This is a genomic window from Polaromonas sp. YR568 (genome assembly GCF_943369675.1).
Classification (GTDB): Bacteria; Pseudomonadota; Gammaproteobacteria; order Burkholderiales; family Burkholderiaceae_C; genus Polaromonas.
The window spans coordinates 61,407-72,872 of record NZ_CALROB020000029.1 but is presented as its reverse complement, the minus strand read 5'-3'; the positions used below and the strand labels follow the sequence as shown (position 1 = coordinate 72,872).

The window sequence follows — 11,466 nt, the reverse complement described above, 5'->3', positions numbered from 1 at the left end:
CCAGCTTTATGTGCGCAGCCTGGAGCGCGGCATGACGATTTTTGACCTGCCGGCCAGCACCGCCGCGCAGGACCTGCAGCAATGGCAGCCCATCCTCAACTGGATCAGGCCCACGCTCTACCCGCCGCAAGCAGCCAACGACGCCCCCGTGCAGACAAGGCCAGTGGCCAAGGCCGCCCCCCAGAGGATCGCGCCCCGGCCTTCGGTCGCCGCGACACTGTGCGCCAGGCCCCTCAATCCTGCGCCCGCGCAAAAGGCAGCCACATCGCGCCTGGGCAGCTCCCTGCCCGGCAGCCTGATGCCGGCGCAGGAATCGCTGGTGCACGGCGCCCGCATGTCCGCCCAGAGCACGGCCCGCGCGGTCGGCCGGCCTGTGCAGGTGAGCAATGCACCGGCCATGTCGCGCAACGTCAATTCGCCCGACGGCCTGCAGATTCCGCAGTTCCTCAAGCGCGGCACTTGACGCGCTGGACTGGCCTCAGGCCGCGAGTTCCTCCCGCACCTCGCGCGCGGCCTGCACCATGTTTCCCAGCGCCGCTTCGGTCTCGGGCCAACCCCGGGTTTTCAGGCCGCAATCAGGGTTGATCCAGAGGTTTGCCGCCGGGATCACCGCGGCCGCTTTGCGCAGCAGCCGCACCATTTCACCCACCGTGGGCACGCGCGGCGAATGGATGTCATAGACGCCGGGGCCTATCTCGTTGGGGTACTTGAAGTCACCGAAGCCGCGCAGCAGTTCCATGCCGGAGCGGCTGGTCTCGATGGTGATCACGTCGGCATCCATGGCGGCAATCTCCGGCAGGATGTCGTTGAACTCCGAATAGCACATGTGGGTGTGGATCTGCGTTTCATCCGCCACGCCGCTGGCGCTGATGCGAAAAGCGCGCGTGGCCCATTCGAGATAAGGCTTCCAGCCGGCGCGGCGCAGCGGCAGGCCTTCGCGTATCGCCGGCTCGTCGATCTGGATGATGCCTATGCCCGCGCTTTCCAGTTCCACCACCTCGTCGCGAATCGCCCAGGCGATCTGCGCCGTGGTCAGGCTGCGCGGCTGGTCGTCGCGCACAAAGGACCATTGCAGGATGGTGATGGGGCCGGTCAGCATGCCCTTCATGGGCCGCCTGGTGAGGCTTTGCGCGTACACCGTCCAGGCCACCGTCATGGCCGCGGGGCGCGCCACGTCGCCGTAAATCACCGGCGGCTTCACGCAGCGTGAGCCGTAAGACTGCACCCAGCCGTTGGCGCTGAAGGCAAAACCGTCGAGCTGCTCGCCGAAATACTCGACCATGTCGTTGCGCTCGGCCTCGCCGTGCACCAGCACGTCCAGGCCCAGCGCCTCCTGCTTGCGCACCGCCAGCCGGATTTCGGCCTGCATTTTTTCGGCGTACTGCGATTTGCCGATCTCGCCGCGCTTGAAGGCCGCGCGCGCGGCGCGTATTTCGGCGGTCTGCGGAAATGAGCCTATCGAGGTGGTCGGGAACAACGGCAAGGCAAAGCGCGCGCGCTGCACTTGCTGGCGGTGGCTGAAGGGCGAAAGCCGCTGGTCGTCCCCGGCGGCGGCTTGGGCCAGCCGCGCCGCCACGGTGGCGCGGTGCACGCGCGGGCTGCTGCGGCGCGCATGGGCGGCCAGCCGGGCTGCGGCCAGTTCGGTTTCCACCGATTTTTCTCGCCCTTCCAGCGCGGCCTTGAGCATGCGCAGTTCAAGCAGCTTTTCCACCGCGAAGGCCAGCCAGGACTTGAGCTCGGCGTCCAGCTTGTCCTCGGCGTCCAGGCTGTAAGGCACGTGCAGCAAGGAGCACGAAGGCGCCAGCCACAGCTCGCCATTGTGCTTTTCCGCCACCGGCCGCAGCCGCGCCAAAGCGGCATCAGGGTCGGTGCGCCAGATGTTACGGCCGTCGACGATGCCCACCGACAGCACCTTGTGGCTGGGCAGCCAGTCGACCACTCCCACCAATTCTTCGGGCGCGCGCACCGCATCCACATGCAGGCCGGCCACCGGCAACTGGCAGGCCAGGCGCAGGTTCTCCTGCAACGGTGAAAAGTAGGTCGCCAGCAGCAGCCTGGCGCCGCTGCGCGCGAGCTGCCAGTAGCTCGACTCAAACGCCTGGCTCCATTGGGCCGGCAAGTCCAGGCCCAGGATGGGTTCGTCCATCTGCACCCATTCCACGCCCTGGGCCTTGAGGCGGGCCAGGATTTTTTCGTACACCGGCAGCAGCTTGTCCAGCAGGCTGAAGCGGTCGAAGCCTGGCGTTTTTTCCGTCCCCAGCCAGAGGAAACTCAGCGGCCCGAGCAGCACCGCCTTGACGGCGTGCCCTGCCAGCCTGGCCTGCGCGACTTCGTCAAACAGGCGTTCCGAGGCCAGGCTGAATTCGGTGCCCGGGCCGAACTCCGGCACGAGGTAGTGGTAGTTGGTGTCGAACCATTTGGTCATCTCCAGCGCGAAGGCGCCGCCCCCGGCTTTTTCAGGTGCACAGCCGCAGTCCGCGCCGTGGGTGTGGCCGCCTTCGGCATTCACACCGCGCGCCATGGCGAAGTAACGGCTCAGTGCAGGCTCCTGGCCCGTGAAACCAAATCGCGCCGGTTCGCAGCCCAGCATCTGGATGTGGTTGGCCACGTGGTCGTAAAAGGCGAAGTCGCCCACTGTCACGAAGTCCAGGCCGGCTTCTTTCTGCACGGCCCAGTGGCGCTCGCGCAATTCGGCGCCGGCGGCTTCCAGCGCGGCCAGGCCGATGTCGCCGCGCCAGTGTTTTTCAAGCGCGAATTTCAGTTCCCGGTGCGCGCCCATGCGCGGAAAACCCAGGGTGTGTGTATGGACCATGCCGGCTATCTCCCGATTGCGAATCAACAAAGAAGGCAATGGTCGGCCGGATTCAACTATTATTCAAACGAAAGATATTGCCTTTCAACGTGAAAATTATTGATTCACAAGAAATCCATCATGATCCCCTCCATCCTCGAATTGCGCCACCTGCGCACCCTGACGGCACTGCGCGACAGCGGCAGCCTGGTGCGCGCGGCGCAACTGCTCAACCTCACCCAATCGGCGCTGTCGCACCAGGTCAAGCTGCTTGAAGAGCGCTACGCCACGCCGCTGTTCGAGCGTAAATCGGTGCCGCCGCAGTTCAGCACCACCGGCCTTCGCCTGCTGGCGCTGGCCGACGCCGTGCTGCCGCAGGTCGAGGAAGCCGAGCGCGACGTGGCGCGGCTGGCCACGGGGCGCTCCGGCCAGTTGCGCATCGCGGTCGAATGCCACACCTGTTTTGACTGGCTGATGCCGGCCATGGACGCGTTTCGCACACGTTGGCCCGAGGTGGAACTGGACATCGTCTCGGGCTTTCACCCGGACCCGATCGCGCTGGTGCTGCAGGACCGCGCCGACATCGCCATCGTGTCGGAGGCCGACGCCGATGAAACGGTGGACTTCCATCCGCTGTTTCGCTTTGAAATCATGGCGCTGCTGGCCAACCACCATGCACTGACGGCCAAAACGCATCTCACGGCCAAAGACTTCGCCAACGAAACCCTTATCACCTACCCGGTGCCCGACGAAATGCTGGACGTGGTGCGCCAGGTACTGGAGCCGGCGGGCGTCAAGCCCGCGCGCCGCACCACCGAACTGACGATTGCGATGCTGCAACTAGTGGCCAGCGGCCGCGGCGTCGCCGCGCTGCCCAAATGGGCGGTGCAAAGCTACCTGGACCGGGGTTATGTGAGCGCCAGGCCCATCGGCAAGAAAGGGCTGACAGGCCGCCTCTATGTGGCCTGCACCGAAGCCACCTCGGGCCGCCCGTGGCTGGGCGACTTTGTGGCGATCACGCGCGAGAGCTGCTTTCTCACGCTCAGTGAGATCGAGCTTCTGTAAGGGCTGCGGCGCTCAGTGCCGCCCCTGGCGTAACTGCGCCAGGCGCTCGGCCATGGCGTCGATGTCGAGCGCGTCTTCGGCGTTGGCCAGGTAGGTTTCCAGGTCGGCCATCGCGCGCTCGGGTTCGCCGTGGGCGGCCCAGGCCAGGCCCCGGTCGCGGTACTCGATCCAGGCTTCGGGCTGCAGCACGATGAGGCGGTCCTGCACCGGGATCAGGCGCTGCCAGTCTTCCTGGGTTTTGTGGATTTCCTTGAGGTTGCGCAGCATGCGGCTGATGATCTCGCGCGGCGGCGCCGACTGCAGGTACAGGCCCATGGGCACTTCGAACTCGTCGCCCACGCTGCCGCCGTGCTGGCGAAAAGGCTCAAGCCGCTCGGACAGCTCCTCGCGGCTCAGCGACTGGCCGCTGAAGGGGTCTATTACCACCTGGCCCTTGGGCAGGTTGACCTTGACCATGAAGTGGCCCGGAAAGGCCACGCCGCGCGCGTTGAGGCCCAGGCCCAGCGCCAGTTCCAGCCACAGCACGGCCAGCGTGATGGGGATGCCGCGGCGCGTGCGCAGCACGGCGTTCAGGTAGCTGTTGTCGGGGTCGTAATAGTCGTTGACGTTGCCGCCGAAGTTCAGGTCGTGGAAAAAGAACTGGTTCAGCGCGCGCAGCCGCTGCAGGGCCGGCGCGTCGGCCGGCAGGCGCCGCTTGAGGCGGGCCAGCAGCTGGTCGACGTCGCCCAGCACCTGCTGCACGTCCAGGTCGGGGTATTCGTCCTGCGCCAGGCTGATGGCGGCTTCCAGCAAGGGGAAATGCTCGTCGCTTTCCACCAGGCTGGAGAAGTATTGCAATGGTGACGGGACGGTCAGATTTAATTGCATGGCCCTACTTTCTCATAAACCGGCGCAAAAAGGCATGGGGAAAATGCCGCTCAGGGCCTGGGGCATGCCGCCCGTCAATGTCTCAGGAGCTTTGTCACCTTGAGGCCGGACACCCACAGCGCCGCGAAATACAGCACCGCCGATACCAGCAATACCAGTGCCAGCCAACCGATGCGCTCCAGGGAATGGCTTTTCAGGCCGACCCAATTCACCATCCCGGCGGCCCACAGCAAAAAGGCCGCCAGCAGGGCGCTGGCGCCGCCCACCTGCAGCGCAAATTTTCCCCAGCCGGGCAGCGGTTTGTAACTGCCGCGCTTCAAAAGCCCCAGCAACAGCCACAAGGCGTTGATCAAGGCGCCAATGGCGATCGACAGCGTCAGGGCCGCATGCTGCAGCACCGGCACCAGAAAGAAATTCAGCACCTGGGTGAACACCAGCACACAGACGGCGATATACATCGGCGTGCGCATGTCGTGCCGGGCATAAAAGCCCGGCGCCAGCACCTTGACGGCCACGATGCCCATCAGCCCCACCCCATAGTTGCTCAGCGCCGCCGTCGTGCGCTGCACGTCGAGGTCGCTGAACGCGCCATAGTGGTACAGCACCGCGACCAGCGGCTGCGAGAACACCAGCAGGGCCACAGCGCAGGGCACCGACAGCAGGACCACCAGGCGCAGGCCCCAGTCGAGCATGGCGGAATAGCGTTCATCATCCTGGCTGCCCCGCGCCGCGGCCAGTTGCGGCATCAATACCACCCCCAGGGCGACGCCCAGCATGGCGGTGGGGAATTCCATCAGGCGGTCCGCATAGGTGATCCAGCTCACGCTGCCGGTGGCCAGGTGCGAGGCGATCTGGGTATTGATGAGCAGCGATATCTGCGCGACGCTCACACCCAGCAAGGCCGGCAGCATCAGGCCCAGCACCTTGCGCGTGCCTGGGTCGTTCCAGGACTGGCGCAGGGCCGTGAAGCTGGCGCCTATCCGCGGCAACAGGCCCAGGCGCCGCAGCGCGGGCAGTTGCAGGCCCAGTTGCAGCATGCCACCCACCATCACGCCCACGCATTGGGCATAGATCGGCTCGATGCCGTGCCTGGCAAACCAGGGCGCCCCGAGAGTAATGGAGCCGATCAGCGCCAGGTTCAGCAACACCGGAGAGGCGGCGGGCACGGCAAACCGGCGCCAGGTATTGAGGATGCCGCCCGCCAGCGCGACCAGCGACATAAAGCCGATGTAGGGGAACATCCACCGGGTCATCACCACGGCGGCGTTGTAGCCCTGCGGTTTCAGCCCGCTCGCCATGGCCCACACCATCAGCGGCGCAGCCACCACGCCCGCCACGCACAGCAGGACCAGCGCCCAGGTCAGCAAGGTCGCGACGTGGTCGATCAGTTGCTTGGCGCCCTCTTCGCCGTGCTCCGCCTTGCAGGCTGCCAGCACCGGCACAAAAGCCTGGCTGAAAGCGCCCTCGCCGAGTACCCGGCGAAACAGGTTGGGTATCCGGAAGGCGACGTTGAAGGCGTCGGTCATGGCGCTGACGCCAAATACCGAGGCCATCAGCAGATCCCGGATGAGGCCCGTGACGCGCGAGGCCAGGGTCAGCAGGGATACGGTGGAGGCGGCTTTAAAAAGTGACACTGAAGGAGTTTAGCCCCCCGCCGGTCACCAGGATCTCTTACACCAGCAGGGGCCGCGGAACCGGCTTTGCCGGGCCGCAGGCGCAGCGGCCCCCTCGGGGGGCAGGGAGCTACACGCAGTGAGCGACCGTGGGGGTATATAATCGTGGGCTTTGCTGCAACATCCACAGACTCCTCCCCAGGATTAAAGGAATACATATATGGCTACCGCCAAACCCAAGAAAAAGAACCCGCGCCTTGCATCAGGCCGCAAACGCGTCCGCCAGGACGTCAAACTCAACGCCGCGAACACCTCGCTGCGCTCCAAATACCGCACCGCTGTGAAAAACGTCGAAAAAGCCGTTGCAGCCGGTGACAAAGACAAAGCCAAGGACCTGTTCGCCAAGGCCCAAAGCATTGTGGACACGGTTGCCGACAAGGGCATCTTCCACAAGAACAAGGCAGCGCGCGACAAGAGCCGCCTGTCCGCCAAGGTGAAAGCCCTGGCACTGGCCCCCGCAAAGGCCGCCTAAGCAATTAGGCAAATCGCCCGGACGGCATTCTTCTCACGAAAATACCGTCCGCCGTTTTGTAGGGTGCGCTGCAGCAAAGCAAAAAAGCCGTCGAAAGACGGCTTTTTTGTTGGCGCTTCAAAAACCGCAGTCAGTCGCGGTCAGTCTTTACGAGGTGGGTCAGGGATCAGGCAGGCCTCGGCCACCTGCAGATCGTTGTCTTTGGCGAAATTGATGGCGAAATCCCAAGCCATGGGTTCGGCCTCGCGCAGTTCGGAGTTGACGACCACACATTTCACGCCGTTGATGACGGTGGGCACGCACCAGGGGGAATAGGTCAGGTGGCTACCCGGCTGGGGGCCGCCGGGGCGGAAATGGCTCATCACACCGCACAGCCTGTCGGCCCAGTCGCTGGGCCGGAAGGTTTTGCCGTCGCGGGTAATGCCCTGAATGAAGACTTCTTTGGCGGTGTTGGAGACCATCGGGTGGAGGGTTTTTCGCGGTGCCAAACCTGGGAAAGGGATCGATTTCACCCCATGCTGCAGCGCACAACGATTCTAGCTTAACTCAGACTCTTATATAAGACTTGGGCGTAAATTTTCAACGCCTGGGACTGCCGGGGGCGCCGGGCGCCTGCATCGCAGTAATGCAGGAACGTCACAAAAGCCCGCAAAGTCTGCGCCTAAAATCGACCCAGGCCCGCATCACCTGCTGCGGGCCTCGGATTTTCCGCACTGTCTTACAGCCCCTGTTCCGGAGTTTTCCATGACCGCAGCCCTGCCCAAGCACATCGAAGCCGCCTCCCCCCACGTGATGAACACCTACGGCCGCCTGCCCATCGCGCTGGACCACGGCCAGGGCTGCCGCGTCTGGGACGTCAACGGCAAGGCCTACCTCGACACGCTGGGCGGCATCGCCGTCAACACCCTGGGCCACAACCACCCCAAGCTGGTGCCGGCCCTGCAGGAACAGATCGCCAAGCTCATCCACAGTTCCAATTACTACCATGTGCCGCTGCAGGAAACCCTGGCCGCCAAGCTGGTCGAGCTGTCGGGCCTGGAAAACGTGTTTTTCTGCTCCACCGGCCTGGAAGCCAACGAAGCCGCGCTCAAGCTGGCACGCAAGTTCGGCCACGACAAGGGCATTGAGCGCCCCGAGATCGTTGTCTATGAAAAAGCCTTCCATGGCCGCAGCATCGCCACGCTGAGCGCCACCGGCAACCCCAAGGTGCAGGCCGGCTTCGGCCCGCTGGTTGAGGGTTTTATCCGCGTGCCGCTCAACAACATTGACGCACTGAAAGCTGCCACCGCCAACAACCCGAACGTGGTCGCCGTGTTCTTTGAAGCCATCCAGGGTGAAGGCGGCATCAACAGCATGAAGGACGACTACCTGCGCGAGGTGCGGGCGCTCTGCGACGAACGCGACTGGCTGCTGATGATCGACGAAGTGCAGTGCGGCATGGGCCGCACCGGCAAGTGGTTCGCCCACCAGTGGGCGGGCATCAAGCCCGACGTGATGCCGCTGGCCAAGGGCCTGGGCTCGGGCGTGCCGGTAGGCGCCGTCGTGGCCGGCCCCAAGGCCGCCCACATCTTCGGCCCCGGCAACCACGGCACCACCTTCGGCGGCAACCCGCTGGCCATGCGGGCCGGCGTGGAAACCCTGCGCATCATGGAAGAAGAAGGCCTGCTGGCCAATGCCGCGAAGGTGGGCGACCACCTGCGCGCGGCGCTGGCGCGCGAACTGGCCGGTGAAAAGGGCTTGAAAGAAATCCGCGGCCGCGGCCTGATGCTGGGCATTGAACTGACGGTGCCCTGCGGCGAGTTGCTGGCCCGCGCCGCCGAGAACGGCCTGCTGCTGAGCGTGACCGCCGACACCGTGATCCGCATGGTGCCCTCGCTGATCATGACCACGGCCGAGGCCGACGAGGCGGTGGCCATCCTGGTGCCGCTGATCAAGCAGCTTTTGAAAGAGAAAAACGCGTGACCACTGCGATCCCCTCTACGCCGGCGCCCGTGCGGCACTACCTGCAGTTCAGCGACCTCAACGCCGCCGAATACGCCTACCTGTTCGAGCGCGCCGCCCTCATCAAGAAAAAATTCAAGACTTACGAAAAACACCAGCCGCTGGCCGACCGCACGCTGGCCATGATTTTCGAAAAAGCCTCGACCCGCACGCGCGTGAGCTTCGAAGCCGGCATGTACCAGCTGGGCGGCAGCGTGGTGCACCTGACCACCGGCGACAGCCAGCTGGGCCGGGCCGAGCCCATCGAGGACAGCGCCAAGGTGATCAGCCGCATGGTCGACCTGGTGATGATCCGCACCTACGAGCAGACCAAGATTGACCGTTTCGCCGAGCACTCGCGCGTGCCGGTCATCAACGGCCTGACCAACGAATTCCACCCCTGCCAGATCCTGGCCGACATCTTCACCTACATCGAGCACCGCGGCTCCATCAAGGGCAAGACGGTGGCCTGGGTGGGCGACGGCAACAACATGGCCAACACCTGGCTGCAGGCCAGCGAAATCCTGGGCTTCAAGGTGCACGTGAGCACGCCCGGCGGCTACGAGGTGGACCAGTCCATCGCCGGCATACGCTCAGCCGAAAGCTACAAGGTCTTCAAGGACCCGATGCAGGCCTGCGCCGGCGCCGACCTGGTCACCACCGACGTCTGGACCAGCATGGGCTATGAGGCCGAGAACGAAGCGCGCAAGAAGGCCTTTGCCGACTGGTGCGTGGACACCGACATGATGCGCGCGGCCAAGCCCGACGCCCTTTTCATGCACTGCCTGCCCGCCCACCGCGGCGAGGAAGTCGAAGCCGACGTGATCGACGGCCCGCAGTCGGTGGTCTGGGATGAGGCGGAGAACCGCATGCACGCGCAGAAGGCACTCATGGAGTTCCTTTTGCTGGGGCAACTCGCGTAAGACGCGAGCTGACGGCGCGCCGCGCCGTCGCCAGGAACCTGAGCCTTATCCGCGCCCCACAAACGGCATCTTCGTGGCCATGATGGTCATGAACTGCACGTTGGTCGACAGCGGCAGCGAGGCCATGTGCACCACCGCCTCGGCCACTTCCTTCGCATCCATCATCGGTTCAATGGCGATCTCGCCGTTGGCCTGCGGCACGCCCTTGGCCATGCGCGCCGCGAGTTCCGTCATGGCGTTGCCGATGTCGATCTGGCCGCAGGCGATGTTGTACTTGCGCCCGTCCAGCGAGATGGACTTTGTCAGGCCGGTGATGGCGTGCTTGGTGGAGGTGTACGGCGCCGAATTGGGCCGCGGCGCGTGGGCGGAAATCGAGCCGTTGTTGATGATGCGGCCGCCCTGGGGCAACTGGTCTTTCATCAGCCGGATGGCCGCTTGCGCGCAGAGGAAAGAACCGGTCAGGTTGATGTTGACCACGTTGGTCCACTGCTCGAAGGTGATGTCCTCAAGGTTGACGGGCGGCGCGCCCACGCCGGCGTTGTTGAACAGCAGGTCGAGCCGGCCGAACTTTTCTTTCACCGCGGCAAACGCCGCCGCCACGGACTCAGGCTTGCTCACGTCGGTGGGCAGTGCGAACGCACGGTCCGTGCCGGATTCCTTCGCGACTTCATTGAGCGGCTCCACGCGGCGCCCGACCAGTGCCACGCTGTAGCCTTCACGCAGCAGGGCCAGCGCCACGGCCTTGCCGATGCCGGTGCCCGCGCCGGTGACGAGTGCGACTTTGCCGTTGGACTTGTTCTCGGGATTCATGGTGTGCCTTTGTCTCTCTTGAAGGGTTGCAGGAGGTAGTAAATCGATGCAGCGCAAGTGCCGCAGGCTCGAATTGTGCCCGAGGCTGCCGGATTGCACCGGCTAGCCCAAGGCCTGCCCGCGGCGCATCCTCTTCCAATACTTTAGGTTTCAACAATTTTTGAGATTGTTGGAAATAACCGACACCACGCTTTTTTTGCCGGTGCTACCTTTGCACCATGACAGCCCTCAATCCCGCCTCAAGTACATCGCCGCCGCTCAGAATCTGGGACATCTCGCCGGCCGTGGACGAACACGCGGCCGTGTTCCCCGGCGACACGGCCTATTCGCAGCAACTGCATTTTTCGCTCGCGCCGAATTGCCCGGTCAACGTCAACAGCATCACGCTGTCACCGCACACCGGCGCGCATGCAGATGCGCCGCTGCACTATGCCAATGGCGAGAGCAGCGTCGGTGACCTGGACCTGGCCCCCTACCTCGGCCCCTGCCGCGTGATCCACTGCATGGACTGCGGCCCCTTGGTCTTGCCCGAGCACGTCGCCCATGCGCTGCAAGACCTGCCGGCGCGCGTGCTGCTGCGCACCGCGCGCAAGGCCAGCCAGGCCTGGGACGCCTTCACCGCCATCGCGCCGGAAACCATGGAGTTGCTGGCCAGCAAAAATATTATGCTGGTCGGCATAGACACCCCCAGCGTGGACCCGGCCACCAGCCAGGACCTGCCCAGCCACCACCAGTTGCTGGCGCACGGCCTGCGCGTGCTCGAAAACCTGGTGCTCGACGACGTGGCCGAAGGCGACTACGAACTGATTGCCCTGCCGCTCAAGCTCACCAAGGCCGACGCCTCTCCCGTGCGCGCCATCCTGCGCGAACTTCCCTGATATGAAA

The 11,466-nt window shown here is 64.6% G+C and carries 10 protein-coding genes and 1 pseudogene; 6 read left to right on the top strand and 5 right to left on the bottom strand.

The annotated features are described in order from the left end of the window. Window positions 1-463: pseudogene (locus tag ACLV8F_RS16505) on the top strand (chromosome partitioning protein); the annotation flags it as partial. Between the two features lie 15 nt (window positions 464-478). Here ACLV8F_RS16505 and metE read toward each other — a convergent pair. Further along, entirely contained in the window at window positions 479-2,812 is a 2,334-nt protein-coding gene (metE, locus tag ACLV8F_RS16500) for a 5-methyltetrahydropteroyltriglutamate--homocysteine S-methyltransferase (RefSeq protein ID WP_411885289.1), read from the bottom strand. Window positions 2,813-2,932: 120 nt separating this feature from the next. Between metE and ACLV8F_RS16495 the strand changes: the two genes are divergently transcribed. Further along, window positions 2,933-3,856 carry a LysR substrate-binding domain-containing protein gene (locus ACLV8F_RS16495; protein ID WP_411885288.1) on the top strand — a complete coding sequence of 308 codons (924 nt, stop codon included), beginning with the start codon at window positions 2,933-2,935 and terminating at the stop codon, window positions 3,854-3,856. Window positions 3,857-3,868: 12 nt separating this feature from the next. Here ACLV8F_RS16495 and ACLV8F_RS16490 read toward each other — a convergent pair whose 3' ends face one another. Both ACLV8F_RS16490 and murJ read right to left on the bottom strand, forming a co-directional pair. After that, window positions 3,869-4,723, bottom strand: a complete 855-nt coding sequence (locus tag ACLV8F_RS16490) for a SirB1 family protein (RefSeq protein ID WP_411885287.1) — start codon at window positions 4,721-4,723, stop codon at window positions 3,869-3,871. Between the two features lie 74 nt (window positions 4,724-4,797). Continuing rightward, window positions 4,798-6,357, bottom strand: a complete 1,560-nt coding sequence (gene murJ, locus ACLV8F_RS16485; RefSeq protein ID WP_411885286.1) for a murein biosynthesis integral membrane protein MurJ — start codon at window positions 6,355-6,357, stop codon at window positions 4,798-4,800. Window positions 6,358-6,556: 199 nt separating this feature from the next. On the opposite strand from murJ, the gene rpsT reads away from it, so the two are divergent. Beyond that, window positions 6,557-6,868, top strand: coding sequence for a 30S ribosomal protein S20 (gene rpsT, locus ACLV8F_RS16480; RefSeq protein WP_007864125.1), 312 nt, complete (start codon window positions 6,557-6,559; stop codon window positions 6,866-6,868). A gap of 140 nt (window positions 6,869-7,008) precedes the next feature. On the opposite strand, the gene ACLV8F_RS16475 is transcribed toward rpsT, so the two are convergent. Then, entirely contained in the window at window positions 7,009-7,329 is a 321-nt protein-coding gene (locus ACLV8F_RS16475; RefSeq protein ID WP_411885285.1) for a DUF3579 domain-containing protein, read from the bottom strand. Between the two features lie 283 nt (window positions 7,330-7,612). Between ACLV8F_RS16475 and ACLV8F_RS16470 the strand changes: the two genes are divergently transcribed. Together ACLV8F_RS16470 and argF are read left to right on the top strand one after the other, a co-directional pair. Beyond that, window positions 7,613-8,830 carry an aspartate aminotransferase family protein gene (locus ACLV8F_RS16470; RefSeq protein ID WP_411885284.1) on the top strand — a complete coding sequence of 406 codons (1,218 nt, stop codon included), beginning with the start codon at window positions 7,613-7,615 and terminating at the stop codon, window positions 8,828-8,830. Next, on the top strand, window positions 8,827-9,771 hold the full coding sequence (gene argF / locus ACLV8F_RS16465; protein WP_411885283.1) for an ornithine carbamoyltransferase: 945 nt from the start codon (window positions 8,827-8,829) through the stop codon (window positions 9,769-9,771). Before ACLV8F_RS16470 ends, argF begins: the two co-directional genes overlap by 4 nt. Window positions 9,772-9,816: 45 nt before the next feature. On the opposite strand, the gene ACLV8F_RS16460 is transcribed toward argF, so the two are convergent. Then, window positions 9,817-10,581: an SDR family oxidoreductase gene (locus tag ACLV8F_RS16460; protein ID WP_411885282.1), complete on the bottom strand. Its 765-nt coding sequence runs from the start codon at window positions 10,579-10,581 to the stop codon at window positions 9,817-9,819. A gap of 218 nt (window positions 10,582-10,799) precedes the next feature. Between ACLV8F_RS16460 and kynB the strand changes: the two genes are divergently transcribed. Continuing rightward, the gene (kynB, locus tag ACLV8F_RS16455) at window positions 10,800-11,459 is read left to right on the top strand and encodes an arylformamidase (RefSeq protein WP_411885281.1); all 660 of its coding nucleotides are present in this window, start codon (window positions 10,800-10,802) and stop codon (window positions 11,457-11,459) included. The last annotated feature ends 7 nt before the right edge of the window (window positions 11,460-11,466 follow it).